The organism is Streptomyces sp. HUAS TT7 (assembly GCF_051550175.1).
In the GTDB taxonomy this organism is placed as follows: domain Bacteria; phylum Actinomycetota; class Actinomycetes; order Streptomycetales; family Streptomycetaceae; genus Streptomyces.
In genome coordinates this window covers 7727709-7753850 of record NZ_CP196175.1, presented here as the reverse complement: position 1 = coordinate 7753850, position 26142 = coordinate 7727709, and the positions used below count along the sequence as shown (strand labels likewise).

The following is a 26142-nucleotide window of genomic DNA, read 5'->3' as shown; positions in this document are numbered from 1 at the left end:
TTTCCCTCACGATCGCACCCACATCAGGAACAAGGGAGTACCGAAGACATGGTCCGAGACGGTGACGCGTTCACCAAGACCGGCGGCCAGGACCCCGAGCCGGCGACGGCCGCCTCGCCCGCCCTCACCGCGGTGCAGCCCGCGGCCGGGGAAGAGAGCGCGGCGCCTCCCGCGACGGGCACCGCCGTGCAGCCGGGCGAGGTGAAGGAGCGCCCCGCCGTGCCGTGGCGCGAACTGCCGTGGCTGACGCTGCTGCTGGCCGTCGGCATCGTGGCGGCGCTGGCCTTCATCGCCGGCGTGCTGGTGGAGCAGCACCACCTTCAGTAGGACACCGGTCAGGGGGCGATCGGCAGCCGACGCTTGTGGTCGGTGAGGCGGTAGCGGTTGACGATCGTCTCGAAGGCCCGCTCGTCGACCGGCTTGCCCTCCAGGAAGTCGTCGATGTCGTCGTACGTGACGCCGAGCGCGTCCTCATCGGCCTTGCCCGGGTCGAGGGTCTCCAGGTCGGCGGTCGGGGTCTTCCACACCAGTTCGGCGGGCGCGCCCAGGGCGTCCGCGACGGCGCGCACCCGGCGCTTGGTGAGGCCGGTCAGCGGGACCAGGTCGGCGGCGCCGTCGCCGAACTTGGTGAAGAAGCCGGAGACCGCCTCGGCGGCGTGGTCGGTGCCGACGACCAGGCCGCCCTGCGCACCGGCCACCGCGTACTGGGCGATCATGCGCTGGCGGGCCTTGATGTTGCCGTGCACGAAGTCCTGGTGGGCCTCGTCGCGGAAGCCGACACCGGCGGTCAGCGAGGCCTGGAGCGCGGCGTCGCTGGCGGGCTTGATGTCCACGGTCAGGACGTGGTCGGCCCGGATGAAGGAGAGCGCGACCTGGGCGTCGTGCTCGTCGGCCTGGACACCGTAGGGCAGCCGCATCGCGCAGAAGCGGGCCTCGTGCCCGGCGGCCCGGGCCCGCTCGACGGCGAGCTGGCACAGTCGGCCCGCCGTGGTGGAGTCGACACCGCCGCTGATGCCGAGGACGAGGGAGTCCTGACCTCGACGGCGAGCTGGCACAGTCGGCCCGCCGTGGTGGAGTCGACACCGCCGCTGATGCCGAGGACGAGGGAGCGCAGACCGGTGGCGGTCAGCCGCTCGGCGAGGAAGGCCACCCGGCGCTCGATCTCCCGCTCGGCGTCGAAGGTCTCGGCGACCTCCAGCTCCCGGGCGATCTCCTGCTGCAGGGCGATGGACGCCGGCTCGCTCACGTCTGCTCCTTGTTCCGGTTCATCATGCTCATGAAGTGCTGCGGCACCCACCCTAACCAAGCCGGGCTCCGGCAGGTCGGGCGCGGGGACCACCTGTCACCGGCTGCCGTCCGCGTACGTACTCACCGCTCGGCCTTGATCGTCAGCCGCTTCTTCAGGACGGCCGCGATCCGCCGGCACCAGTCGCGGTGCTCCTCCTCGAAAGCCAGACCGCGCAGGCACGTCAGATACGGGCCGATGCGCTCGCCGCGCAGCAGGAACTCCTCCTCGTCCGCGTCACCCCTGAGCTGCCGCAGCAGCGCGCCGAGCAGTCCGATCTTCGCGTCGGCAGCCGAGGCCCGCTCTTCGAGCTGTGCGATCACCGATGCGGTGCCGATGCGGTCGGCGGTCTGGACCTTGACGAGCAGGTCGTCGCGGATGAACGAGGGCTTCGACGTGGCCTTTGCGAAGTTCTCCAGCTCGGCGCGGCCGGCGGCGGTGACCCGGAAGAGGCGCTTGTTGGGCCGGGTCTCCTGGACCACCTGGCGCCCCGCGACGAGCCCGTCCTTCTCCAGCTTGGTGAGCTCGGCGTACAGCTGCTGGGGAAGGGCGTGCCAGAAGTTCGCGACGCCGATGTCGAACGCCTTGGCCAGCTGGTAGCCGCTGTACTCGCCGTCGAGCAGTGCCGCGAGGACGGCATGCCGCAAAGCCATCGGAGCACCCCTTCCCTTTCCTCGTCCGTCGCTGCATCATACTCAAGAAACTGACTAGTCAGATTGTTGAGTATCGGAGAGGGCATGGAGATACCAGTCATGGACATGCAGACCGCCGAACGCTTCCGCACCGCCGTGGAGAAGCGGGATCTCACGGTTCTGGACGACCTGTTCACCGAAGACGTCCGGCTCTACAGCCCGGTGAAGTTCGTCCCCTTCGAGGGCAAGGCGATGGTGCTCGGGCTCTTCGGGGTCCTAGTGCGCACCTTCGAGGACCTGCGCTACATCGGGCACTTCGAGGGCGCGGCCGAGACCAGCGCCGACGGCGAGGAGGCTCCGTCGGTGATCCTGCCGTTCCGGGCCACCGTGGACGGCAGGCAGATCCACGGCATCGATCTGCTCCAGTTCGACGAGGAGGGCCGGATCAAGGAGTTCACCGTGATGGTCCGCCCTCAGTCCGCCGTGCACACCCTGGGTCAGGCCGTGCTGGCCGGCCTGATCGCCGACGGCCTCGTACCGGCGCCCGCCGAGCAATAGGCGCCGGCACCGCCTGCCCGCTGCCGACCAGGTCGTCCGTGCGGCACACGCCGAAGTAGCGTGCGTCGCCGATGAACCCGGCGAACACCCCGGGAACGTTGAGCCACCGCAAGGCCCGGACCGCACGATCCGGACACGGCCCGACGCATACGTACGCCGGCCGTTCCGGGGCCGCCGCCCCGGCCGCCTGCGCGCACCGCGCCACGGTGATCGCCCTCGCCCCCGGGAACGTCGACGCGAACTCGCCGACGGGCCGCTCGGGTGGCGCCTACCCGACCAGGGTCTGGGTGCCCAGGACCGCGAGGAGTTCCAGGCGTTCGGCGTCCTGGCTGCCGGGTTCGGCCGTGTAGACCATGATGCGCAGGTCGCTCCCCGCGACGAACAGCACATCGCAGTCCAGGGTCACGGGGCCCACCTGGGGATGGTCGATGGTCTTGCGGGACGCCTCGTGGTGGCCCACGGTCCCGGCGTCCCACAGCTCGGCGAAGCGGTCACTGTGGGCGCGCAGGTCCGCGACCAGCTGCCGCAGCCGCTGGTCGGCGGGATAGCGCCGGACCGCCGCGCGCAGGTCGGCGACGACCGCGCTCTCCATCGCCGGCCGGGACTGCGTGGTGTGGCGGACCCGGCCGTCCGGGCGGACGAAGACGCGCCACGCGCCGTTGCGGTCGCGCCCGTGCCGCTCCCCCATCAGCGCCGTGTACAGCGGGTTGGCGAGCAGCAGCGTCCATGACGCGTCGGAGACCGCGACGGGTGTGCCGCTCAGCCGGTCCAGCATGCGGTGCACGCCCGGCGTGATGTGGGCGGGCACGGTGCCCTGCCCCGGCGGTACGAGTCCGGCGGCGTGGAACAGGGCCTCGCGTTCGGCGGCGGACAGCCGCAGCGCCCGGCCGAGTGCCTCGACGACCTGCTCCGACGGGTTGGCCGCGCGGCCCTGTTCAAGCCGGGTCACGTAGTCGACGGAGATCCCGGCGAGCATCGCCAGCTCCTCGCGGCGCAGCCCGGCCGCACGCCGATGACCTCCCGAGGGCAGCCCCGCCGCCTCCGGTGGGACCCGTTCGCGAAAGTGCCGCACCATCCGTCCGAACTCCGTGCTCGCCATGCCCCCACTGTGCACCGCCCGGCCGGGGATCGTCCTGGTACCGGCAGTCCCAGGAAGAGGGGGCTGCTGGCTGACGCCGGGCTTGCGCCGCAGCATGAAGCCATGACCACCACACTGATCACCGGAGCGAACAAGGGGCTCGGCTTCGAGACCGCCCGACGGCTCGTCGCCGCGGGACACACCGTCTACATCGGCAGCCGGGACGAGGAGCGCGGCCGACTCGCCGCCGAACGCCTCGGCGCGCGGACCGTCCGGCTCGACGTCACCGACGAGGCGTCCGTGCGAGCCGCGGCCAAGACCGTCGAGGCCGACGGAGGTCTCGACGTACTGGTCAACAACGCGGGCATCGAGGTCCGCGGCGCGGGCAACACCGTGGTGGGTGCGGCGGACGTGACCGCCGACCACATGCGGGAGCTCTTCGAGACGAACGTCTTCGGCACGGTCCGCGTCACCCACGCCTTCCTCCCGCTCCTGCGCCGCTCCGCCGCCCCCGTCATCGTCAATGTCAGCAGCGGCCTGGCCTCGCTGGCCCATGTGTCCGACGCGTCCTCACCGGCGTACGGCTATCCGGGCGTCGCCTACCCGGCGTCCAAGACCTCGGTCAACATGATCACCGTGCAGTACGCGAAGGCGTTCCCGGCCATGCGGATCAACGCGGTGGAGCCCGGGTTCACCAGGACCGACCTGAACGGCAACACGGGCATCCAGACAGTCGAGCAGGGAGCCGACATCATCGTCCGCATGGCTCTGACGGGCCCCGACGGCCCGACCGGCGGTTACTTCGACGCCGAGGGCCCGCTCCCCTGGTAGACCACCCGTGCGCCGGTCGTCGAGATGCCGGGGGAGGTGAGCTGTACGAGGGTGGGTACGCGGTCAGGCTGCTGGCCGTCTCCGGACCGAGGAGCCCGTGAACCATGGAAGCACTGCACGGCAGAAGTGATGGCGGCCAGGTGCCCGGCGCCCAGGCCGCCCGCCCGGGCGCGACCGACTCACGTGTGACGCTGCGGGTCAACGACGCCACGCACACGGTCGAGCTGGAGCACTGCGCCACCCTCCAGGAGGTTCTGCGCGACAGTCTGGGTCTGACCGGCTCGAAGAAGAGGTGTGACGACGGCCGGTGCGGGGCATGCACGGTGCTGCTGGACGGGCGACGGGTCGTCAGCTGTCTGCTCCTCGCCGTCGCGCAGGAAGGCCGCGAGGTCGTCACCGTGGAGGGACTCGCGGGCACGCCGGGCGCGCACGACAGCCTCCATCCCCTGCGGCGGCCTTCCGCCGACCGGGATGCCTACCAGTGCGGCTACTGCGCACCGGACCAGCAGGGTTCACCCGGAGGGACGCGGAACGGGGCGGCGGGGCAGCCCTCCGTCGTCACCGACATGGAGCTGCCGGAGAACGTGCCCGTACTGCTGACCGCCGCCGAGGTCCTGGAGCAGCTGAGCGGCAATCTGTGCCGCTGCGGTGCCTACCCGAGCAGGGCCGGAGCCGGACAGGACGTGATCGCATGAAGCCGCTCTCCTACGTCTGTGCCCGGAACGCGGCGGAGGCGGCCGCCTTCCACGGAGGGCGGCCGGAGGCCCGCTATCTCGGCGGTGGCACCAACCTCATCGACCTGATGAGGATGGGCGTCGAGCGGCCCGACATCCTGGTCGACATCACCCGGCTGCCCTTCGACCGGATCGAGGAGCGGGCGGACGGTTCGGTGCAGATCGGAGCGACCGTACGCAACAGCGATCTCGCCACTCATACGGTCGTCCTGGAACGGTATCCCGTGCTGTCACAGGCCCTGCTCAGCGGCGCTTCGGGCCAGCTGCGCAACATGGCGACCACAGCCGGAAATCTCCTTCAGCGCACACGGTGCGGCTACTTCCAGGACCTGTCGAGGCCCTGCAACAAGAGAGTGCCGGGGAGCGGGTGTGCTGCGGTGGACGGCGTCAACCGCGATCACGCCGTCTTCGGCCATTCACCGCACTGCGTGGCGACCCACCCGTCCGACCTGGCCGTGGCGCTCGCGTCGCTCGACGCACTGGTCGAGCTGGTGGGTCCCGCAGGGGTACGGACCGTGCCGGTGACCGAGTTCCACCGGCTGCCGCAGGACCGGCCCGAGCAGGACACCGTGATCCGGCCGGGTGAGCTCATCACGAGCGTGCTGCTGCCCCCCGTGCCCACGGGAGCCGACTCCCGCTACCGCAAGGCGCGGGACCGGGCATCGGACACCTACATGCTGGCCTCGGTCGCGGCGATGGTGCACGTGGAGCACGGTGTGGTGAAGCACATCGCCGTCGCCCTCGGCGGACTGGCCCACCGTCCGTGGCGCGCCCGCCGCACGGAGGCCGCGCTGCTCGGCACCAAGCCCACCACGGAGACCGTCGAGCAGGCGGTGGAGGAGGAGCTGGCCACCGCGGTGCCGCTGCGGCACAACGCGTACAAGGTGGAACTCGCCCGGGCGATGGCCCGGGAGGTGCTGGGTTCGATGACCGTCGGGCGCCACAAGACCTGAGCCCTTACGCGGCCCCGGCCCTCCGCCACTCCACTTCGGCGTCGGTCATCGGGGCCACGATGCTGTACACGTCGCCGACGCGCAGATTGTCCGGGGTGCTGTACTCGTCGTAGCCGGCGATGACCATGACGGCCACCTTCGAAACGGGCTGCCAGAACGTCCGGTAATACGGCGCGTTCGCCGGGTCCGGAACCTCCACGAGAGGCACGCCGCGCCGCTCCAGCAGCCGTCGCAGCTTGTCGAAGCGAAGCCTGGGGGTGAACCGCCCGTACCGGTCGCGGAATGTCTCACTCACGAGGGTGCGGTTCCGGTAGGCGAGGCGATGCACCTGCAAGGTGAAGTGGTGCCCCTTCCATGGGTCATTGGTGCGAGCACGGTCCCAGAAGAACTCCACCAGCCCGTAGTCACGCCACATGCTCTGCCGGTCGAAGCTGTTCTCGCCGAAGCGCGACCCCAGAACCTCGGTGACCCGGTCGGGAGAGTCTGTGGGCCGCAGCCCGAGCAGGGTTCCGGTGGTGACGACGTCCATGTAGAACGCCAGGGAGTACGGGGTCAACTGCTGTTCCTTTACTGGGGTGCGATCGCCTTGACCCACTCTTCCACAGTGACGACGTCCGCCCACTGCGGGAACAGCCTCTCGATGAGGAACCGGTGCACCGCGGGATCGAGGTCGAGGCAGGCGTCGGGCAGCACGGTGAGGTGGAGGTCCAGGTCGTTGCCGTGGCACAGGGTGTGAAGGACCACCCCGCTGGTGGCGATGCCGGTGAGCACGAGGCTGTCGATATCGCGAGCCCTCAGCGCCAGGTCGAGGTCGCTGCCCGAGAACGCGCTCCCCCGCCTCTTGGTCACCACGATGTCGCCCTGCTGGGGCGCGATGGCGGGGTGGATCTCCGTGCCGGGCTCGCCCAGGGTGAAGAGTCCGGCCTGCACGACGGCAGTGAGAACCTTGTTGCGAGGGCTGACTTCCGGTTGCCCCGGTCGCAGCCCGGTGACCACGTAGATGACGGGGACGCCCGCCGCGTGAGCACCGTCGATCGCTCTGCGAAGGCGCGGCAGGTATCCGGAACCGTCGTCGGCCAGGTCCACGACGTCCCGTTGGACATCCATCACGAGCAGCGCGCTGTTTCCCATGACTACCGTCTCCCCTCTTCACCACTCATCGGAATCCAGGAATCCCGGAATCAAGGCCACGTCACCCAGTAAATCAGGGGAGTTGAGCAAGGTGAGTGGCAGACTCCGGGAGCCCTCCCCCTTGCGTTCAGTGGCCGCCTCTGGGCTGGTCGCAGCCGAAGTGGTCGGGGTAGCCGCCGAAGGCGTCCGCCTTGGTGTCACGACTGCTCATCTTGCCCTCCAGACACATAGGCGAGGCGTCGATGAGGAAGCCGACCCCGGTGGGGCCGTCCTGGTACGACTGCACCTTGGCGGCGGCGTAACCGAGGCGGGTGAGCGCACCGCGCGTGCTCGCCGGGTCGAAGTCGCCCCGCTTGCGCAGCGGTTCGAGTGCGTGCTGGATGCGCGTGACGGCCGCGAGCCCGTCACACCGTTGCCGGCCGTGCAGGGGGATGGGGACCATGAAGCCGTGGTTCTCGGCATAGTGGTCGCCGGGTTGCGCGGCCGGGCCCGAATCATCCGTGGGCTTGGACGGCGCAGGGGTGGGGCTCTCGCCGGGACAGGGAAGGTCCGCCTGCGCGCTCGGCGGCGCCACCGCGCTCGCGCTCCGTGAGGGCACGCCCGGACCCGCGGCCTCCCCTGCCCGCTGCGTACCGCACCCCGCCACCAGCGTGCCGAGCAGCGCCACCGGCAGTATCCCGAACCGGACTGACCTTGCCGCGATCATCGCCATTCCCCCCCGATCGTCCCCCACGCCACGGTGGGAGCCGTCAGTCTTCCCCAAGCGAGTCGAGCCCCGCTGGTCAGCGGCGGTAGTGATCCGTCATCGTCGGCGGCGCGTTGTGCGCCGCGAACGTGCCGAAGGAGGCCCGGTCGCTATGTGCCTGGATTCGGCTCTGCTGCTCGATGAGCAGGCCCTCCGCGTGCTCGGTACGGGAGTTCCCGCGCCGCAGCAGCGTCACGACGAGGAGTACCGCTGCCCCGGCGAGCAGGCCGAGGAATATGAAGAGCGTGACCACAGGTTTTCGTCCCCCCGTCGGCCAGGGCAACGGAGTGCTGGTGCCCGTAGCGGTCGCATGGCGTGTGAAGGCTTCATGACGGTGTGTCGTGCCCCCTCGGCCGGATCCTATGCGAGTGACCTGGTCCTCCACCATCGATCAGCGCCACGCCGTGACGGTAATCGGCCAACAGATCAGCAGGGTCCTTGCCCACTCGGCCCGGTCAGCCGTCGGTCGCACCCACCACATGGCGGCAGTGTGCCCACGCCGGCTCCGAGAGCAGCGGGCGCCAGAGGGTGAACAGGGCGCGCAGGTCCTGGCCCTGGCCGGGGTGGAACCCCGGGCTCACCACCGCGATGTCCAACTCGTTGGCGACGGTGAGTTCGGCGAAGTCCCGACGCGCGTCGAGATCCGGACACATGGGTACGCCGGTGAACCGGTCGACGAACACACCCTTGTCGTCGGCCAGTGCCGGATAGGACGCCTCGCGATCGCAGGAGGCGTAGAAGTACACGAGGGCCTCGGCCTCCGCGCCGATCGCCTCGGCCAGTTCCGCCCGGCGGTCCAGGTCGAGGAGCGCCACCCGGAACCCGTCGGTCCCGTAGAACGCATGACACAGCCCGGCCGCCACCAGTGCCGGGCGAGCACCCCACGAGGCCAGAAGCTCACTGGTCCGCCGCAGGTGCGCCAGCAAGGTGCCACCCGGGTGTTTGATCTCCCCAGCCCCGGCCGCGGCCAGCATGTCCAACGCCTTGGCAGTCACCTCGGTACACCTGCCCGCGTTCCCCGGCGAGGAATCCCCCGAAACGGCCGTATCGGGGCGGCCGTTCAGAGGCACACCGCGCTGTTCCGCCGGCGGTGAACACCGGTCCGGCCGGGCTCGACGATCACTACCGTCCAGCCTCATGACGAAGATTACGGCGCGTACGGTCGAGTACCCGGCCGACGGTTTGACGATGATCGGGCACCTCGCGCTCCCGGCCGGTATCGACCGCCGGCCCGCGGTGCTGCTCGGACCAGAGGGCATGGGGCTCAGCGACGTCGAGCGCCGCAGGGCCGATGCGCTCGCCGAGCTGGGATATGTAGCGCTGGCCTTCGACCTTCACGGCGGGCGCTATTTGGGCGACCCCGAGGAGATGCTGGCCCGTTGCCTGCCACTGCTCGCCGACCCCGACCGGATGCGCGGCATCGGCCATGCGGCGCTCGACGTGTTGCGCACCGAACCGCGGACCGACCCCGACCGGATCGCCGCCGTCGGCTACGGCACCGGGGGCGCCATCGCGCTGGAACTCGGGCGCGACGGCGTCAGCCTGCGCGCGATCGGGACAGTCAACGCAACTACCACGGGCCGACCGGGCGAGGCGGCGCGCATCCGCTGCCCGGTGTGGGCCGGGGTCGGGTCGGAAGACCCGATCATGCCGCCCGCGCAACGGAACGCGTTCACCGCCGAGATGCAGGCCGCGGGCGTCGACTGGCGCCTCGCGGTCTACGGCGGCGCCTTGCACGCCTTCCACCACCCGCCGGTCGACCACCCCACGGTCCCCGGCGTCGGCTACCACCCACAGCACGCGCAGCGAGCCTGGCGCGATGTCGTCGGCCTGCTCACCGAGTGCCTGCCCGTGACGGAGTGATCCGGTCGGCGACCGCGACGCAACTGCCGGGTGCTACACGACGGGTGGCGGCAGCGGTACGAGAACGCGGCCAAGGCATGCCCATGAGTGGCTCGCCCCGACGTAGGGACCCGTCCCGCGCGTAGGGTGCCGGAATGCGCCTGGTGGGGGTGCGGGTTCGGAGAGAGGGCACAACCGGTGGAGTCGACGGCTTTCGATGCGGGCGAGCGGCGGATCTGGGCGGGGCGGGCCAAGGCGTACGCGGGCAGCTTCGGCAAGGTGTGTGCCCATCCGGTCCCCCGGCTGCTCGACGCGGCTCGGGTGAGGTCCGGGGTGCGGGTCCTCGATGTGGGGACAGGGACGGGCACGGTCGCCGCGGCCGCCTGCGCACGGGGCGCGCGGGTGACCGGGGTCGACGCCGAGATCAGCATGGTGGAGCTGGCGGCACAGGCCGTTCCCTCGGCCGAGATGCACCTGGCCGTACTTCCTCAACTCCCTTTCTCCGACGGCCTGTTCGACGCCGCGACGGGCAACTTCGTCCTCAACCATGTGGGGCGGCCGAGGGCCGCGCTGGCCGAACTCCGCCGTGTCGTGCGCCCGGGCGGACGGATCGCGGTGACCATCTGGTCCGTACCGGCCGCGGCCGGACAGGCCTTGCTCGGCCGGGCCGTCGAGGCCGCGGGCGCGGTCCGGCCGTCCCACATCCCGGCGCTCGCCGCCGAGGACGACTTCCCCCGCACCGAGGCCGGACTGGCCGGGCTCCTCACATCGGCAGGCCTGAAGGATGTGGTGTGTGAGTCGATCCAGTGGGACCACCACACAGAAACGGAGGAATGGTGGGGTGGGGCCGCCGATGGTGTGGGCGCCATCGGGCAGACCGTGGCGAGCCAGCCGGACCACACCCTCGGTGAGATCAAGCGCCACTTCGACCTCCTCGGCGCCGAATTCGCCGAGCCCTCAGGGCGTCTGGTCCTCCCGCACGCCGCCCTCCTAGCCCACGCCCGCCGCTGACGAGAACTGAGCGGGCCCCACGGCTCACCGGCCGGAGGGAGCCGACCCGATCTCGACCACCCGCGCCCACGCGGGAGGTGTGTCCGGTTCGTAGTCGGGATCGTGCTCCTTCCACGCAGGGCCGGCACGGTGGCGCGGGAACAGGCCCACCACCGTCCGGCACGGTGGGCGGGTGGCCGGCCAGGGGGTCTGGCCGTCGGTCAGGATCACGATGGCATCGGGGCGGGGCCGCGCCCGCAGCGCCCTGGCGAAGCCCTCGCGCAGGTCCGTACCGCCGCCGCCCATCAGCGGAATTCCTTCGCCGCGGCACAGCGGGTGCACGATGCGGGCCGCGGCGTCGCACGGCAGCACACTGACCAGGTCGCGACGGCCGCCCACGGTGCGGGAGATCGCGGCAACTTCCAGGAGCGCGCTGCCCAGTTCGGTGTCGCTGACCGAGCCGGAGGTGTCGATGACCACGGACACGCGAGGCGGCTTGCGCCGGAGGCTCGGCAGAACCACGCCGGGCATCCCGGCCGAGCGTCGCGACGGCCGGCCGTATGTGTAGTCCTCGCCCGCGCCCGCCCCGGAGACCGCCGAGCGGACCGCCGCGCCCAGCAGCTCACGCCACGGCTGCGGCGGGTGTAACGCCTCTTCCGCCCAGCGCCGCCACCCGTCCGGGGCCGTCCCGGGTCGGCCCCGGATGCCCTGCGCCACCCGGAACCGGACCGCGTCGCGCTCCTGCTCGCTGAGGCCGTGCGCCCCGTCGGGCCCCAGCTCCCACTCCCGCTTGAGCCCGTCGGCACCGCTGCCGCAGTCGAGCCACGCCATCAGCTGCGTGGTCGGCCCGAGACCGAACTTGAGCAGGTAGTCCTCCATGAGCTGGCCCGTATTGAGCCCCAATGCCCCTGGCTCGACAGCTCCTTCGGGCCGGACGAGGCCGTCGCCGTACACGTCGTCGTTGATCTCGCAGTCCGCGGCGATGTTCATCCGCAGGCGTTCGCCCCGGCCGGTGAGACCGCGCTCGCGGGCGAGCCGGTCGCTGCGCCCGTGGTGGTCGCGCAGCAGGTGCGACACCTCGTGCACCCATACGCCCGCCAGTTCCTCCACTGGCGTGCGCGCCACGAACGCCGGCGACACATAGCACCGCCAGTGCCGGTCGACGGCCATGGTCGGTACGCTCCGTGACTCCACCGGATGCAGGGCGAACAGGGCCGTGGCCAGGTAGGGCCGGACCCGGACGGCGTGCAGCCGGGCGGCGAAGAGCCTGTCGAGGTCGAGGGCGCCGGGAGGCCTCTCGTGGTCCAGGGGGCCGGAAGGCCTGGCGTGGTCCAAGGGTCCGGGAGGCCTCCTGTTGTCCAGGGCCCCGGGGGCGTCCGGGCTGCTCATCGGCTCGCCTTCGCGGTGGCACGCGCCCGGGCCGCCGCGTGATCCGCCCGCCGGGACAGGGACACCGCTCCGGCCAGCCGCTCGATCGACGCCGGTACGTCCCAGTCCTCCCTGCGCAGTGACGCGAGTGTGGTGGCTGGGACGACGACCAGGTCAGGGGCGCCGCTCTCCACCGCCCGGGCCATGAGCGCCCACGCCGCGTCCCAGCGGGCCCTGTCGGGACGTTGGCGTACGGCCGCCACCACACCGTCGAGCACCGCCTGGCGCAGATCGCCCCGCTCGGGCAGCTCGGCGCCCGCCGGGTCGGCGAGCAGCACCTCGGGGTCCGGGAGGTCCAGCCGGTCCAGGCTCGCGAGCAGCTCAAGGCCGGGACCGTCCCCCACAGTTCCTCTGACCAGCAGGGAGAGTACGTCGCGGGAGGCGCCGGCCGCGGTCGCGAAGGCGATCAGGCACAGGGTCATCTCCCAGCTGCGGGGCGAGGGCCAGGGGCCGCCCCGGCGGGTTTCGTTGCTGGGCAGCTGGTGGACGAACTTGGGGCGGGCGGCGAGGAGCCCGCACACCGCGCGGCGGGCGAAGCCGACGGCTTCCGGCAGCATGTGCGGGGCGAGCCGGGGCAGTGTGGCCCGGGGCCATGTGCCGCCGAGGCCACGCACCACGACCTCGTGGTCGTGGGTCCACTGGAGGTGGACGAACCGGTTGGCCAGTGGCGGGCTCAGCTCCCAGCCGTCGGCCGCCGAGGACCGGGGGTTGGCGGCCGCCACGATCCTTACGGCGGGCGGCAGTTGAAGGGCGCCGATGCGCCGCTCCCGTACGAGTCGGAGCAGCGCGGCCTGAACGGCGGGCGGCGCGGTGGACAGCTCGTCGAGGAAGAGCAGCCCTCGGCCGGCCCGGACCAGGCGCACCGCCCAGTCCGGCGGCGCCATCGGAACGCCCTGTTCAGCGGGGTCGTCACCGACAATGGGCAGGCCGGAGAAGTCGGACGGCTCGTGCACACTGGCGATCACTGTGGTCAGCGGAAGGTCCAGAGCCGCCGCCAACTGGGTCAGGGCCGCGGTTTTGCCGATGCCCGGCTCACCCCACAGCAGTACGGGCAGGTCGGCGGCGACAGCCAGGGAGAGTGCCTCAAGCTGTGTGTCGGGACGCGGTTCGGTGGTGGTGTCCCGCAACAGGGCCAACAGCTCACCTGCTACGTCGAGTTGAGGGTGGGGGTGCGTGTGGGGGGTCAGGGGTGGAGTGGCGGGTGTCAGTGGCAGCGAGCGAGGCGCGTGTGGGCATATGTGGTCATCACCTATGGGTTCATATGTGGTCATGGTGAGCTGAGCGCGTGTGCGGGGGCATGGGCGCCCCAGGGCGGGCCGGTCAGCGGGGCTGTGTGTGGCGGGGGGTGCGAGCGTCGGTCCCACATGGCCGGCTCCGTACGGTGACGGATGGCAACGAGAAGGCATGCCCCCGCGCCTGATCGGCCTGGTTCCGGGCAGGGCGCACGCCTGACCCCTGACCCGGGGGCGAGGTCGGCGATGCGACGGCCTTGATCGACTGGTCACGCCCCCTACCGGGGCATAAGGTCGATTGGTGGACGTCAGCGTCCACGGTCCCTCGCGCGAGGGCAAGAACCGCCATGACGAGTTCGCAGCCGACACCCACGACCCAGACCGCAGCCCCGGGCAAGAGAGGCGGCGGCAAGGGGGTCGCGCTCCTGGTGATCGCCTCGTGCCAGTTGATGGTGGTGCTCGACGTCACCATCGTGAACATCGCGCTTCCGCACATCCAGAGCGCGTTGCACTTCTCGACCACGGGCCTGGCCTGGGTGGTCAGCGCCTACACCCTCACCTTCGGCGGGCTGCTCCTGCTCGGCGGGCGCACCGGTGACATCGTCGGCAGGCGCAGGGTCTTCATGTGCGGCGTGCTGCTCTTCGCGATCGCCTCCCTGCTCGGCGGACTGTCGCAGAACTCCGGCCAGTTGCTCGCGGCGCGCGCGATCCAGGGTGTCGGCGGCGCCATCGCCTCGCCGACCGCGCTCGCACTGATCACCACTACGTTCACCGAAGGCCTCGAACGCAACAGGGCGTTCGGTGTCTTCGCGGCGGTCTCCGCGGGCGGCGGCGCGATCGGTCTGCTCGCGGGCGGCGTCCTCGTCGAATGGCTCAACTGGCGCTGGGTCCTGTTCGTCAACGTACCGATCGCCGTGCTGATCCTGCTGGCCACCCCGCGGCACATCAAGGAGTCCGAACGCCATTCCGGCCACTTCGACCTCGCCGGAGCGCTGACCTCCACGCTCGGCATGGTCGCGCTGGTCTACGGGTTCATCCGGGCTGCCCAGGAGGGCTGGCGCGACCCGTTCACGCTGGGGTCGTTCGGCGCCGCGGTGGTGCTCCTGTTCACCTTCGTCATGGTGGAGCGGCGCTCGCAGCAGCCGATCACCCCGCTGCACATGTTCGCCGACCGCAACCGCGCGGGCACGTACGGCATCATGCTGAGTCTGGCCGCCGCGATCTTCGGCATGTTCTTCTTCCTCACCCTGTTCGTGCAGGACGTGCTCGGCTTCACCCCGCTCCGGGCCGGTCTCGCCTTCCTGCCGGTCAGCGCGATCATCGCCGTGGGCGCGGGCCTGGCGTCCCAACTGCTGCCCAAATACGGGCCCAAGCCCTTCATGGTGACGGGCGCGATCCTGGCCGCCGCCGGGTTGTCCTGGCTCACGCAGACGGACATCCACTCCACCTATCTGGGGAGCATCCTGGGACCGATCCTCGTCTTCGGCCTGGGCATGGGCCTGAACTTCGTCTCTCTGACGCTCATGGCCGTCTCCGGTGTCCCTCCGCACGAGGCGGGCGCCGCCTCGGGCATGCTCAACGCCACGCAGCAGGTGGGCGGTTCGCTGGGTCTGTCCATCCTGGTCACGGTGTTCGGTACGGCCAGCCGGAACGAGGCGACCGACCAGGTTCCGAAATTCCTGAGCCAGGCCGATCCGGCGCAGCGCCTGATGTTCCAGCACACCGGCCGGCTGCCGCGCCCGTGGAGCGACCAGGTGCTCACGTCCGGGGTGTCCACGGCCTTCATCGTGGCCGCGATCTTCGCCGTGGTGGCCGCGCTGATCGCCCTCCTCGCCATTCAGGTACGCCCCTCGGACCTCGAACGCCTCCAGGGCGCGAGGCCCACCGCCACCTGAGGCGCGTTTTCCGCCCCCCAACTCGCGCTGACGGAGCGGTTCCGGTGCGTAGCAGAGGCGTAACAGAGGGACACCACACAAGCACGACCCACACGCACAGCACAGCGGCACGACACAGCGCGGGCGCGCATGGTCGCGCCGTCCACGATGCTTCACGCCGGGTTTCGCGCCGCGTGGGTGGGGAGGATATTCGGGATCCGGGGACGATTCGAGCCCCCGTCGGCGGATTCCTTGCGGAGGTGCCCCACCGTGAGCACGACGATTCCCTCGCGTACGGGAAAGGCCCCGGGCGGCTGGCCGCTGCTCGGCCACGCATGGCAACTCCATTCACGTCCGCTGGAGTTCCTGTCCTCGCTCCCCGCACACGGAGACCTCGTACGCATCGGAATGGGCCCCTGGCCGGCGTACGTCGTCTGCGAACCGGACGCGGCCCATCGCATGCTGGCCGACTCCCGCACGTTCGACAAGGGCGGCCCGTTCTTCGACAAGGCGCGCGTGCTCTTCGGCAGCAGTCTGCCCATGGCGGGCTGGCAGGAGCACCGATGGCAGCGCCGCCAGATGCAGCCCGCCTTCCAGAGCGACCGGATCGAGAAGTACGCCGTGGTGATGGGCGAGGAGGTCGACCGCATGACCTCTCGCTGGCGGCCCGGCCGGCGCCTGGACGTCACCGACGCGCTGACCACCCTGACCCTGCGCATCGTCACCCGCAGCGTGCTCGGCGCCGAAGCGCAGGACGAGGCCGTCGCCGAGGTCCAGCAGAGTCTGCACACCGTGATCGACGGCACCTACCAGCGCGTCATGCTGCCGCTGGGCCCGCTCTACCGGCTGCCCACCCCCGCCAACCGCCGCTACCGCAGCGCCCGCGACCGGCTGCACCGCGCCATCGACGGCATCATCGCCGAGCGTCGGGCCTCCCCGGGCGGCGACGACCTGGTCTCCATGCTGCTGGCCGCGCGCAACGACGACACCGGCGAGCCGATGACCGACGTGGACATCCGCGATCAGCTCATGGTGATGATCGGCGCCGGGTTCGAAACCACCGCCAACAGCCTGGCGTTCGCCCTGTGGCTGCTCAGCCGGCACCCGGAGGCCGAGGCGCAGGTGCACGCCGAGGTCGACCGGACCCTGGCCGGCCGTACGGCCACCACGAAGGACCTCGACGGCCTGGCCTACACCCGGCGCGTCATCAACGAGGTTCTGCGCATGTATCCGGCGGGCTGGTTCTTCACCCGCGTCACCACCACCGACACCACCCTCGCCGGAAGCCACCTCCCCAAGGGGACGGCTCTCCTGTACAGCGCCTACCTCCTCCAGCACCGTCCCGAGCTGTTCCCCGACCCCGACCGCTTCGACCCCGACCGCTGGATCGGCCAGAACACCGACAGCCTGCCCCGGGGCACCTTCGTCTCGTTCGGCGGCGGCAACCGCAAATGCATCGGCGACCAGTTCGCCCTCATCGAGATGACGCTGGCCCTGGCCACGGTCTGCACCCGCTGGAGCCTGCACCCCGACCCCGGCAGCACCATGACGGTCCAGGTCCGCGGCACCCTCGGCCCCGGCCGGCTGATCATGACCTGCCGGCCTCGGAGCACGTCCGAGGAAGGCTGACCCCCACCAGCCCACCGGCCGGCCCGGCCGCGAACCGGAACCGGAACCGCCTCCCGCATCCTGCCGTCCTCCAGCGCGTGATCGTCGCGAGCGGCGGCGGCGCGAGGATCCCCGGGCCTGCGGCTCTCCGGGTGGAGGTGGTGCGCGTGCGGGGACCGACCAACGCGTCCCGGTCACGGTCCGGCGCGTCCGAGGAGGACGCTTTCGGGCACACGATGTCGTTCGCGGCGCTGGCCCAGGCGCCGAACAGGCGGCGTACCGAAGCCTGGCTGCTCGGCTTCGTCGTCGTGATCACGCTCGGCGGCCATGCCTGCACCGGCCTGTCGATGCAGGGCCGGCTGCCCGCGGGATTCACCGGGTTCGCCGTCGCCGTCTTCCTGCTCGCGCTGGTCCCGCACCTGGCCGTACGGCGCTGGGCGGCGCGGGCCGATCCGCTGCTCCTGCCGCTCGCCCTGCTGCTCACCGGGCTCGGCCTGGTCCTGCTGCACCGCCTGGACGTCACGTACGCGGCCGAACCCCGCCTGAAGATCGCCCAGGCGGGCAGCGGACAGCTGGTGTGGACGGCCATCGGCGTGGCGGTCTGTGTCGGCCTTCTGGTGGTTCTGCGTGATCACCGCCGGCTCCAGCGCTACCTCTACCTGATGATGGCCGTCGCCCTGGTGCTCCTGATGGCTCCCGCGTTCTCCAGCGCCGACCAGTTCGGCGCCAAGCGGTGGATCATGCTGGGGCCGCTGTCCGTGCAGCCCGGCGAGTTTGTGAAGATCATGATTGCGGTGTTCTTCGCGGGCTACCTCACGGTCAACCGCGACGCGCTGGCCCTGTCCGGCCGCCGCCTCCTCGGCATGCGGCTGCCACCCGGCCGCCAGCTCGGGCCGATCGCGGCGATCTGGGTGCTCAGCCTCCTGGTGCTGATCTTCGAGCGCGACCTCGGTACGTCCCTGATCTTCTTCGGCCTGTTCGTGATCATGCTGTACATGGCTACCGAGCGGACCAGCTGGGTGGTGTGCGGTCTGCTGATGGCGGTGGTCGGGGCGGCGGTGGTCGGTTCGCTGGAGCCGCACGTGCACGGCCGGGTCGAAGCCTGGCTGAACCCGATGGACGCCTTCACGCCCGAGGGCCGGAAGGCGGGACTCTCCAACCAGTTGGGGCAGGCCCTCTTCAGCTTCGGCAGCGGCGGCATCACCGGGACGGGCCTCGGCCAGGGGCACCCGGAGCTCGTCGGCTTCGCCGGGAACAGCGACTTCATCCTCACCACCGTCGGCGAAGAGCTGGGCCTGGCCGGGGTGATGGCCGTCCTGCTCCTGTACGGGCTGCTCGCCCAGCGCGGCCTCCACATCGGGCTGCTGGCCCGCGACCCGTTCGGCAAACTGCTCGCCACCGGCATGGCCGGCGCCCTGGTACTCCAGGTGTTCGTGGTGACGGGTGGTGTCATGGGGCTGATCCCCCTCACCGGAAAGGCGCTGCCGTTCCTCGCGAAGGGCGGCTCCTCGATGGTGGCCAACTGGCTGATGGTGGCCCTGTTGATCCGCATCAGCGACAGCGCGCGGCGCCGTCACGAACCGGCTTCCAGCAGCAACGTCGCGTCCGGCCGCTCGAATCCCGGTGCGCGCGGAGCGGTCGCGGGGGTGGGATGAGCCGCCCCACGAGCGGCCGGAACCATGAGGTGTCCATGCCGCGTCCACGTCTGTGGTCACGTCATCCGCCAGTCCCAGGAGGGGAAATACCATGGTCGACCCGGGCAGCACGCTCCCGCCCAACCAGCGCCGCAGGAAAGGGGGATGTCTCCCCGCCCTGGTGGTTCTCGTGGTGATCCTGGGTCTCGGGTTCGGCGCGTCCAAGCTCTTCGGGGACCACAAGGGAAAGTCCTCGTCGTCCTCGTCCGGCTCCCACGACAGCGGTGAGTGGAAGGTGGGTGACTGCGGCGGCCCCGACCCCGATGACAAGCCGAACGGCTACAAGGCGTTCGGCTGCGGCGATTCGGGCGCGACCTTCAAGGCCCTCGACATCCAGCCGGCCAGTTTCATGCCGGACTCCATTCAGTGCCCGGCCGGTACGGATCTGATCATCCAGGTGAGCGTCAGCTACGGCTCTTCGAAGAGCAAGGGCGGCGGCATCCCCTCCAAGACGGTGTGCGGACGCAACCTGTCCGCCGACCATCCCGGGGACGCGGGCGCCGGCGGCGGCCAGCTGGTCAAGGGTGACTGCGTCACGTCCACGGCGAAGGAAGTCCCCTGCGCCTCCGGGGGTTCGGACACGTACAAGGTGCTCGACCTCACGAAGGAGACCTCGCAGTGCCCGGCCGGCACCACCGAGCCGATGCGGTTGACCATGGCGATCGGCCGCCCCTACGACGTGATCTGCACCGCGAAGCAGTAGCCGTTCGACACCGGCGGAGCAAAGTCACCGGACCGCCCGCGCGGATGCGGCAGCCGGCTCGGCCCGCTCGCCCGGACGGTGATCGTCCTGGTCGTTCTCGCCCTCTTCGTGCTGTGCGGCATCCCGGTAGTCAGCCCACCGGCCTCCGGGCGCATGGCCGCAGGTCGGACCCTTTATCGTCGGGGCAGAACAATGCCCGCGGCTGCCGGACGATCACCTGAGTCCGGCGGCCCAAGACCCAGGAGTGTGCGACGAGATGGCGAGCAACAGAGCAGATGTGACGGTGGCCGAACGATTCCTCGGCGCGTTCGGCGCGCACGACTGGGAAGCCATGCGCACGGTCCTGGCCCCCGACCTGGCCTGGAGCATGCCCGGCACCGGAACCATCTCCGGCACGATCCACGGCGTCGACGCGGCCATCAACCGGCTCCAGGAGATCGTCGGCCGGGGCCTCAACACCGAGCTGCTCCACATCCTGACCGGCCAGAACGGCGTCACCCTGTCCCTGCACAACACCGCGGAGACGCCGGACGGCCGCAAGCTCGACGAGCACCTGGCGACCGTGCTGACCATCCGCGACGGCAGGATCGCCGCGATCGACAGCTACCTGTCCGACGTGGACGGCATGAGCGCCTTCTTCAACTAGGCAGAAGGCACATCGGCTTGGCCCGGACGTCCTCGGGGGAATCATGAACGTCAGCACCGCACCACCGGGCCTCATAAGGAAGTTGAAGGCCGGGCACGTGGTGGCGATCGGGTGGGCGCTGTGTGCCGCAGCCCTCGCCGAACGTGTTCCGAGGTTCACCTCCGGGCACCGCTATCTCCTGTGCCATGCCTCATCCGCCCTCGACCATCTGACACTCACGGCCCTCGCGCTGGTGACGGCAGCGGGGGTGTCTGCTCTGGTCGGCGCGATCATGATGCAGTCGAAGGACTCCCACCGGCCTGCGCTTCCCCTGGTGTGGCTCGTCGTCGTGGTCGCCCTCCTCGTCGCGGCTGACGGGGTGGACGCCCATGGGGAGGCGCTGGCCACACAGCTGTCGGCCACACCGTTCACGGAAGGTGCGTGCGACTACACCCCCCAGGACTACGTCGCCACACCGGGCTGGTTCTTCTGGTAGGCCGCCACCACATGGCCACACCGTCGAACTCCGCCCATGTGTCGGCGTCAGGCACCCAGCGCGGCCAGCAGCATCGGCAGGGAGCGGTGCAACTCCCTTTGCCAGTACGGCCATTCATGGATGCCGGGTCCGTAGAAGTCGGTGACGGCCGGGCTGCCGAGGGCGCGCAGCCGGTCGGCAAGAGCCCGGTTCTGCTGCTCGAAGTAGCCCTCGTTCGGGTCCTTGGTGCCCGGCGGATCGTACGGTCCGCCGGGCTTCCCGTTCCCGCAGGACAGGAAGACGGGCAGCCCGCGCAGTGAACTCGCCCGCACGGTGGGGTCGTGCTCGGCCCACACCGCCCGCTGGCGTACCGGATCACCCCAGATCGCGTACGGGTCGACGCCCAGCTGCCGGTCGAGGTTCAGGAACCAGTCGGGGCCGAACCCGCCGGGCACCTGGAGCAGCGGGTGCACGGTGCCGCTGTACGACGCGGCTGCCCGGAAGAACCCCGGGTGGCGAGCGACATACAACAGCGCGCCCAATCCCCCCATCGAAAGGCCTGCGGCGACGCGCCGGCCGCCCGCGCCGTAGCCACGTTCGAGGATCTGCCTGACCTCGGTGAGGTGGAAGGTCTCCCAGCGGGGCGCGCCGCCCTTGCCGTAGTTCCACCAGTTGCTGTACCACCCCGCGGCGCCGGCTTCCGGCATCACGACCAACACCCGCCGAAGTGCCGTGAGTTGGGCCACGTCGGTGTACTTCGTCCAGTCGGCGTAGCCCCCGCAGCAGCCGTGCAGCAGCCACAGCGCCGGCCAGTAGTGTCTCCCGGGCGACCAGCCGTCCGGGGTGAGCAGCCGTACGTGGGCGGTCGTGCCCAGGGCCGGGGAGTCGATGGTGAGGTCCAGCAGGCGGGGACCGACGCGCTGTTCGGCGACGACCCGCGCTCCGTCGTCGGCGCGTACGGACCGTTCCCGGGCACTGCCCGTGCCCACCGTGAAGGCGCTGGTCAGCAGGGCGAGCAGAACCGTGACGACAACTGTGATGACCGGTACGCGACGCATCCCGACCCCTTTGTGTGAGCCCCAGGCTCTCTTGGAAGCACCGAGCCGTCCGGCGACCGACGGCTCCAACGGTTTACCAGCCGCACCCCACCCGGCGCGAGAGGCGCTCCAGGCCCACATGTGGGTTCACCACGTGTGGGCTGAACCCGTGGAGCGCCCTGCCGCAGGTGGATACGCCGTCGAAGCTCTCGCGGGGGTCAGAGCGGCAGGCGGGTTGCGTCGCGCCTCAGCCTGGGTGCCGGAAGCGCGTGCTCGCCTCGCGGCCTCGGGGGCGCGGGCCGCGTCGGAGCGTTGCGAGCGACCGAGGTGATGAGTTCCCGGAGCTGCTCCACATAGCGATGGATGTTCTTGTACGCGATCGCCGTGTCCGGGTAGCGGACGGCCAGTTGGAGCCCACCGTGCAGGCGGGTGAACCACGCGCACACCTGGTCGCCGTAGGACACCCGGAGCATGGCGTACGCCTTCTGCTCGTCCCACTGGCGGGCCCCCGGGATGTCCCGCGCGTCGACGAACGACACGATCGAGTAGAGGTCGGGGGACGTGGGGCGGAAGTCCGAGCCGAGCAGCCGGAGCACGCGGGCGATCGGCAGGTGGGCCAGGGACTTGTTGGCCCGCAGCGCGGCATGGACCATCGTCAGCGCGTCGTCGAAGCCCAGCGCCTGCGCGACCGGAACCTCGATCGGCGCACCGCCGACGTACCACCCCACGGAGTCCGCCCACCGCGACTTGGCCCGGGTGTGGAGCGGCACCACAGTGCGGTAGACGGGTTCGCCGCCGATGTCGTGCACGATGAGGCCGGTGGCCGCCAGGATGCCGACCTGCCCGCCGCCGAACGGCCGGCAGTACGCCGAGAAGGCGGCGGCGTCCGCGTCGTCCACGAGCATCTCGTACAGGAGCTTCTGCTCGGGCAGCCTGCCGCCGGGTTCGAGGCCGAGGTCCACCGGGAAGGCGGGCAGCCTGCCGTCGCAGCGGCTGATGAACTCCCGCCACCGCGCGATGATCGCGTGGGTGTCGTCGACCTGGTCCGCGCTGGCCCGCTCGATCTCGCAGAAGTCGACATAGCTGCCGGCCGGGGCTGCCTCCTGGCCGCGCCCTTCGGCCCGCGCCACGTAGAGCTCGTGGACCTCGGAAGGGATGCGCTGGATCGAGTACGCGTCGACGTTGCTGTGGTCGAAAGCCATGTAGACGCTGGTCGACTCGTCCCTGACCACTGCCGTGTACAGGAAGTTCGGCCAGCCCAGCGCGTCCGCCGCCACATCGAAACGGTCCTGGAGGTGGCGGCTCAGCTTCTGCCCGTCGCTGAAGTCGCCCACGACTTCGCGCCTCAGTGCCACGACGTCGGGCGTCGCGGTGAACCTGCGCATCTCGTCGCCGACCCAGCGGAAGCCGCTGCGCAGCGTCTCGTGCCGGAGCGTCCAGGTTCGCAGTGCCTCTTCGAGGACATCGAGGTCGACGGGCCCCGGGATGTCGAACGCGGCACCCAGCCAGGTCGGCACGAACAGGCCGTCCCGGCGCACCGACCGGGCCGTCCGGATGTGTGATTCCTGCACATAGGCGGGAGGCCTGGCGTCATCGGGCTGGCTGGTCGCCGCTTCGACCATGACGGGGTCCAGACTCCACTCGACCAGCCGTCCGGGACGGACTTCGCAGCCGTGAATGTCGGTAATTCGCACGCAGTCTTCCATTCACACGCTGTCGGGGAACACGGGCGGGCAGCAGGCCGAAGGAGCTGGAGGCCCCTCCCGAGCCCACGTGGCCAAACCCCTTATGGGGCACGGCGGATCGACGAAGTCGAGTGGCCTCCGCCTGTGTACGTCCGCCCCAACGCCCCGCATCAAGACTCCCGTTCGCGGCGCCCTCGGACGGAGAGCGGGGGCCGCGCACCGCAGCTCAGCAAATACGGTCATGCGGTGACCAACGGGGGACGAGCGCCCCGGGCACGCAGAACCACCCCATCGAGTCGCATGCGCCGACCTGCGCGCCATCACGCCCCGGACGACGGCTTGGCCTACCGCCTGGTGTCCTTGACCAGGGAGGCAATGCCCTTCAGCGGCTCCGCCGCCTCCTTCTTGGCATCGGCGACGTCCTTCGCGGCTTCCTTCTTCGTATCCGCCGCCTCCTTCTGCGCGTCGCGCTTCGCAGCCGCGACGAGCTGATCGAGCTTCTTCTTCACCTCTGCCAGCTCGGTCTTGATGTCGTCCTTGGGATCGTCACCGGGCCGGCGGTCCGTCGCCTCGTCAGCCGGCCCCGGCGAGGACACAACAGGCATGTGGGCGGCGAATGCCGGGGCTGCGGAACTCACGGCGAGAGCGCCGCACAGGGCGATCGCGGCGATGGTGGCACGACGGCGCATGAAGCGCTCCTCAGCAGGTCGACGGCACAGATGCCCCCCTCGATGCACTGATCCACTCTTCGACACCCTTGTTTGGAGAGCCAGCCCGGCCTGGCCGAAAGAGTGAGCACCACCGGCGTCCACATGTGGGGGCGCCCCATATGGCTCGGAGCCGATCATGGAGTATCTACCCATGGGTGAACGGGTAGAGCGTGTGGACGAGCAGGACCGCGTCATCGGCGTGGTCGAGCGGGGCGAGGCCGTACGGCAGGGATGGCTGTACCGGATGGCCATGGTGCTGTGCCGCGATGCGAGCGGCCGCTATCTGGTGCACCGGCGTCCCGAGAACAGTTCACGGTTCCCGGGCGAGTACAGCTGGCTGGTGGCCGGAGCCGTGGGTGTGGGCGAGCCCTACGAGGACGCGGCGCGCCGCGAGCTCCGTGAAGAGCTGGGCGTGGAGGCCGAGGTGCGCCCGCTGTTCAAGTTCCTGTGCGACGGCGAGCTCAGCCCCTACTGGTTCTCGGTGTACGAGACCGTCGTGGAAAAGGAGGACGTCGCACCGGACGCGTCCGAAGTCGCCTGGCACGGCTGGCTGTCCAGCGACGAATTGAGGACGGCCATGGCGAGCTGGACGTTCGTCTCGGACAGCCGGGACGCCTACGACCGCTATCTCGCCATGGGCATGGGCTAGCCCTGGGCATGGGCCAGGAGTCGGACCGCCCTGTTCACGTCGTTCCGCCGGCTCGTCAGCCGGTCAGCCGGTCAGCCGGTCAGGAACGGTTGACCCGGCCTGCCACCGCGTGGCCGATCAGCAGGTAGACCGCCGCGGGCAGACCGTAGTTGACCACCGTGCGCCACGTGTCGGACTTGATGGTGAACATGTCGCGCGACCAGCCCGAGAGCCAGTCCGCCGCGTTCCGGACCCACGAGACGACGTCGTTCGCCGTGTTGGCGTTGACCAGGAAGAAGGCGATCCAGAGGATCAGTATCAGTGCCGTGATGTCCGCGATGATGAGGATGCCGGTCGCCGAGGGATTACCGCTATAGCGCCTGGACATGTCCAACTCCTTGTATTTACAGGTGGGTTGACCGGATAGGGCCCGTCTGGGCGCGTACCACTGTTTCGGTGTACCGGCGGGGACCGGGAGTGCGTCGGGATTCATAGGCTCAGCAGGCGCTCCGCGAGCCTGCGGTACTCACACAGGGCCAGGCGCAGGTCTTCCGTGGCAGCGCCGCCGGACGCGTCCTGCCAGGACGCCCGCAGCTTGCCACGACGCCGGCCGAGGGTCTCCGTGATCCGCTCGGCCAGCACGTCTACCGCCGAGGCGGCCTCCTCGACCGCGGAACGGGGCTCGTCGACGAAGCCGCCGACCGTGTGCTGGATCCTGAGCTGGAGCTTGTCCCGCTCCTCCGACGGCAGCACGGTGTCGGCCTCCGCGGAAGCACTGGGCGCGGCCTCCCGTACCACCTGATCAGAACCCTGCTGCTCAGAACCACGCTGCTCGGGCACGGACCGATCGGGCATGGACGGATCGGGTACGGAGTGTTCTGACACCGGCTGATCGGGGCGGGGCCCCTCGGCCTGGGTCATGACTGGCTCCCTCGGGCGATGTCGTGGTGTCGCATGCCGCCCCGGGACGCGTGCCGGCCACCGCGGCCCGCCGGGCGCCCGGCCCTTTGCCCACGGCGTTCCCCGCACAGCACCACGAAGAACTCATGGGCCTGTACGAGGGTCTCGCGCAGCTCTTCCGTGCTGGCACGACGCCCGTCGGCACCCTCGGCCACACCCCGGATCCGGCGGTAGCCGTCGACGTGCTGGGGGTGGTGGACGGAGAGGGCGGCCAACTGCTCCTCGGGCGAGCCGTCGGGGAAGCCGCGCTCCTGTGCGAGGCGGCCGAGCAACGCCTCGGCGTCGGAGACCGCGCGCGTCGGCGAGTCGACGAACTCCTCCTGGACCCGGGCCCATTCGGCCGAGTACCGGCCGCGCGCCTCGGCCGTCGGAGGCAGGACCTTCAGGTCGCCGTACCGGCGGACCCGCTCGTCCAGGTCCTTCTCGGCGGCCTTCACATCGCCGTTGTGCTCGGCCACGGTCCGCTCGTACTCGGGCCCGAAGCGCCGGCGCAGGCCGTGGCCGCCCCGGCGCGCGACGAACATGCCGAGAACCACCGCCACGACAACGATCACCGCCACCGCTGTCAGGATGATGACGACACCACTGGACATGGGCTGCTGCCTTCCCGTCGATGGACGCCCCGCACTCCGGGCTGTCCCCCTGCGAGTAGGCGCGACGCGGCCGGATAAACGCGGCACCGGACGAGCGTCCTGCGGTACGGG

The 26142-nt window shown here is 70.6% G+C and carries 29 protein-coding genes and 1 pseudogene; 14 read left to right on the top strand and 16 right to left on the bottom strand.

Annotated features, from left to right (window positions below; all coding sequences use genetic code 11):
• Positions 1-48 precede the first annotated feature (48 nt).
• Positions 49-327, top strand: coding sequence for a hypothetical protein (locus tag ACSHXC_RS35135; RefSeq protein ID WP_438295390.1), 279 nt, complete (start codon positions 49-51; stop codon positions 325-327).
• Between the two features lie 8 nt (positions 328-335).
• Here ACSHXC_RS35135 and nadE read toward each other — a convergent pair.
• Together nadE and ACSHXC_RS35125 are read right to left on the bottom strand one after the other, a co-directional pair.
• A pseudogene (gene nadE / locus ACSHXC_RS35130) lies at positions 336-1246 on the bottom strand (ammonia-dependent NAD(+) synthetase).
• A gap of 122 nt (positions 1247-1368) precedes the next feature.
• Complete coding sequence (locus ACSHXC_RS35125; RefSeq protein ID WP_438295389.1) at positions 1369-1938, bottom strand: PadR family transcriptional regulator; 570 nt, start codon at positions 1936-1938, stop codon at positions 1369-1371.
• Between the two features lie 105 nt (positions 1939-2043).
• On the opposite strand from ACSHXC_RS35125, the gene ACSHXC_RS35120 reads away from it, so the two are divergent.
• Positions 2044-2475, top strand: a complete 432-nt coding sequence (locus tag ACSHXC_RS35120) for a nuclear transport factor 2 family protein (RefSeq protein WP_438297013.1) — start codon at positions 2044-2046, stop codon at positions 2473-2475.
• A gap of 268 nt (positions 2476-2743) precedes the next feature.
• On the opposite strand, the gene ACSHXC_RS35115 is transcribed toward ACSHXC_RS35120, so the two are convergent.
• On the bottom strand, positions 2744-3574 hold the full coding sequence (locus ACSHXC_RS35115) for a helix-turn-helix transcriptional regulator (protein ID WP_438295388.1): 831 nt from the start codon (positions 3572-3574) through the stop codon (positions 2744-2746).
• A gap of 102 nt (positions 3575-3676) precedes the next feature.
• Here ACSHXC_RS35115 and ACSHXC_RS35110 point away from each other — a divergent pair, with 102 nt between their 5' ends.
• From ACSHXC_RS35110 to ACSHXC_RS35100, 3 genes are all read left to right on the top strand, one after another.
• Complete coding sequence (locus ACSHXC_RS35110; RefSeq protein ID WP_438295387.1) at positions 3677-4384, top strand: SDR family NAD(P)-dependent oxidoreductase; 708 nt, start codon at positions 3677-3679, stop codon at positions 4382-4384.
• A gap of 104 nt (positions 4385-4488) precedes the next feature.
• The gene (locus ACSHXC_RS35105) at positions 4489-5079 is read left to right on the top strand and encodes a (2Fe-2S)-binding protein (RefSeq protein ID WP_438295385.1); all 591 of its coding nucleotides are present in this window, start codon (positions 4489-4491) and stop codon (positions 5077-5079) included.
• A complete protein-coding gene (locus ACSHXC_RS35100; protein WP_438295384.1) occupies positions 5076-6071 on the top strand; it encodes an FAD binding domain-containing protein in 996 nt (331 codons plus the stop codon). Before ACSHXC_RS35105 ends, ACSHXC_RS35100 begins: the two co-directional genes overlap by 4 nt.
• Positions 6072-6075: 4 nt before the next feature.
• On the opposite strand, the gene ACSHXC_RS35095 is transcribed toward ACSHXC_RS35100, so the two are convergent.
• The 5 genes from ACSHXC_RS35095 to ACSHXC_RS35075 all read right to left on the bottom strand — a co-directional run bounded on the left by ACSHXC_RS35095 (position 6076) and on the right by ACSHXC_RS35075 (position 8921).
• Positions 6076-6627 (bottom strand): hypothetical protein, encoded by a 552-nt coding sequence (locus tag ACSHXC_RS35095; RefSeq protein WP_438295383.1) that lies wholly within the window; start codon positions 6625-6627, stop codon positions 6076-6078.
• A gap of 11 nt (positions 6628-6638) precedes the next feature.
• Positions 6639-7202 (bottom strand): cysteine hydrolase family protein, encoded by a 564-nt coding sequence (locus tag ACSHXC_RS35090; protein WP_438295382.1) that lies wholly within the window; start codon positions 7200-7202, stop codon positions 6639-6641.
• A 127-nt stretch (positions 7203-7329) separates the two neighbouring features.
• Positions 7330-7908 carry a hypothetical protein gene (locus ACSHXC_RS35085; RefSeq protein WP_438295381.1) on the bottom strand — a complete coding sequence of 193 codons (579 nt, stop codon included), beginning with the start codon at positions 7906-7908 and terminating at the stop codon, positions 7330-7332.
• A gap of 76 nt (positions 7909-7984) precedes the next feature.
• Positions 7985-8200, bottom strand: coding sequence for a hypothetical protein (locus tag ACSHXC_RS35080; protein WP_438295380.1), 216 nt, complete (start codon positions 8198-8200; stop codon positions 7985-7987).
• Between the two features lie 202 nt (positions 8201-8402).
• Positions 8403-8921, bottom strand: coding sequence for a DUF6817 domain-containing protein (locus tag ACSHXC_RS35075; RefSeq protein ID WP_438297011.1), 519 nt, complete (start codon positions 8919-8921; stop codon positions 8403-8405).
• A gap of 163 nt (positions 8922-9084) precedes the next feature.
• On the opposite strand from ACSHXC_RS35075, the gene ACSHXC_RS35070 reads away from it, so the two are divergent.
• A complete protein-coding gene (locus tag ACSHXC_RS35070) occupies positions 9085-9810 on the top strand; it encodes a dienelactone hydrolase family protein (protein WP_438295379.1) in 726 nt (241 codons plus the stop codon).
• Between the two features lie 177 nt (positions 9811-9987).
• A complete protein-coding gene (locus tag ACSHXC_RS35065) occupies positions 9988-10800 on the top strand; it encodes a class I SAM-dependent methyltransferase (RefSeq protein ID WP_438295378.1) in 813 nt (270 codons plus the stop codon).
• Between the two features lie 24 nt (positions 10801-10824).
• Here ACSHXC_RS35065 and ACSHXC_RS35060 read toward each other — a convergent pair whose 3' ends face one another.
• Positions 10825-12168 (bottom strand): vWA domain-containing protein, encoded by a 1344-nt coding sequence (locus tag ACSHXC_RS35060; RefSeq protein WP_438295377.1) that lies wholly within the window; start codon positions 12166-12168, stop codon positions 10825-10827.
• The gene (locus ACSHXC_RS35055) at positions 12165-13478 is read right to left on the bottom strand and encodes an AAA family ATPase (RefSeq protein ID WP_438295376.1); all 1314 of its coding nucleotides are present in this window, start codon (positions 13476-13478) and stop codon (positions 12165-12167) included. The genes ACSHXC_RS35060 and ACSHXC_RS35055 overlap by 4 nt, the downstream gene beginning before the upstream one ends.
• A gap of 308 nt (positions 13479-13786) precedes the next feature.
• Between ACSHXC_RS35055 and ACSHXC_RS35050 the strand changes: the two genes are divergently transcribed.
• The 6 genes from ACSHXC_RS35050 to ACSHXC_RS35025 all read left to right on the top strand — a co-directional run bounded on the left by ACSHXC_RS35050 (position 13787) and on the right by ACSHXC_RS35025 (position 20439).
• The gene (locus ACSHXC_RS35050; protein WP_438295375.1) at positions 13787-15334 is read left to right on the top strand and encodes an MFS transporter; all 1548 of its coding nucleotides are present in this window, start codon (positions 13787-13789) and stop codon (positions 15332-15334) included.
• 249 nt (positions 15335-15583) lie between these two features.
• Positions 15584-16942: a cytochrome P450 gene (locus ACSHXC_RS35045; RefSeq protein WP_438295374.1), complete on the top strand. Its 1359-nt coding sequence runs from the start codon at positions 15584-15586 to the stop codon at positions 16940-16942.
• A 215-nt stretch (positions 16943-17157) separates the two neighbouring features.
• Complete coding sequence (locus ACSHXC_RS35040) at positions 17158-18576, top strand: FtsW/RodA/SpoVE family cell cycle protein (RefSeq protein WP_438297009.1); 1419 nt, start codon at positions 17158-17160, stop codon at positions 18574-18576.
• Positions 18577-18667: 91 nt separating this feature from the next.
• The gene (locus tag ACSHXC_RS35035) at positions 18668-19318 is read left to right on the top strand and encodes a hypothetical protein (protein WP_438295373.1); all 651 of its coding nucleotides are present in this window, start codon (positions 18668-18670) and stop codon (positions 19316-19318) included.
• 256 nt (positions 19319-19574) lie between these two features.
• Positions 19575-19964 carry a nuclear transport factor 2 family protein gene (locus tag ACSHXC_RS35030; RefSeq protein WP_438295372.1) on the top strand — a complete coding sequence of 130 codons (390 nt, stop codon included), beginning with the start codon at positions 19575-19577 and terminating at the stop codon, positions 19962-19964.
• A 43-nt stretch (positions 19965-20007) separates the two neighbouring features.
• Positions 20008-20439: a hypothetical protein gene (locus ACSHXC_RS35025; protein WP_438295371.1), complete on the top strand. Its 432-nt coding sequence runs from the start codon at positions 20008-20010 to the stop codon at positions 20437-20439.
• A gap of 47 nt (positions 20440-20486) precedes the next feature.
• Here the strand turns inward: ACSHXC_RS35025 and ACSHXC_RS35020 are convergent, their stop codons facing one another.
• From ACSHXC_RS35020 to ACSHXC_RS35010, 3 genes are all read right to left on the bottom strand, one after another.
• Entirely contained in the window at positions 20487-21476 is a 990-nt protein-coding gene (locus ACSHXC_RS35020; protein WP_438295370.1) for an alpha/beta hydrolase, read from the bottom strand.
• Between the two features lie 197 nt (positions 21477-21673).
• Entirely contained in the window at positions 21674-23149 is a 1476-nt protein-coding gene (locus ACSHXC_RS35015) for a condensation domain-containing protein (protein WP_438295369.1), read from the bottom strand.
• Between the two features lie 335 nt (positions 23150-23484).
• On the bottom strand, positions 23485-23829 hold the full coding sequence (locus ACSHXC_RS35010; protein ID WP_438295368.1) for a hypothetical protein: 345 nt from the start codon (positions 23827-23829) through the stop codon (positions 23485-23487).
• Positions 23830-24001: 172 nt separating this feature from the next.
• Here ACSHXC_RS35010 and ACSHXC_RS35005 point away from each other — a divergent pair, with 172 nt between their 5' ends.
• Positions 24002-24499 (top strand): NUDIX hydrolase, encoded by a 498-nt coding sequence (locus ACSHXC_RS35005; RefSeq protein ID WP_438295367.1) that lies wholly within the window; start codon positions 24002-24004, stop codon positions 24497-24499.
• 79 nt (positions 24500-24578) lie between these two features.
• Here ACSHXC_RS35005 and ACSHXC_RS35000 read toward each other — a convergent pair whose 3' ends face one another.
• The 3 genes from ACSHXC_RS35000 to ACSHXC_RS34990 all read right to left on the bottom strand — a co-directional run bounded on the left by ACSHXC_RS35000 (position 24579) and on the right by ACSHXC_RS34990 (position 26031).
• Positions 24579-24866 (bottom strand): hypothetical protein, encoded by a 288-nt coding sequence (locus tag ACSHXC_RS35000; protein WP_438295366.1) that lies wholly within the window; start codon positions 24864-24866, stop codon positions 24579-24581.
• Between the two features lie 101 nt (positions 24867-24967).
• A complete protein-coding gene (locus ACSHXC_RS34995) occupies positions 24968-25399 on the bottom strand; it encodes a hypothetical protein (RefSeq protein ID WP_438295365.1) in 432 nt (143 codons plus the stop codon).
• Positions 25396-26031 carry a hypothetical protein gene (locus ACSHXC_RS34990; protein WP_438295364.1) on the bottom strand — a complete coding sequence of 212 codons (636 nt, stop codon included), beginning with the start codon at positions 26029-26031 and terminating at the stop codon, positions 25396-25398. Before ACSHXC_RS34990 ends, ACSHXC_RS34995 begins: the two co-directional genes overlap by 4 nt.
• Between the last annotated feature and the right edge of the window lie 111 nt (positions 26032-26142).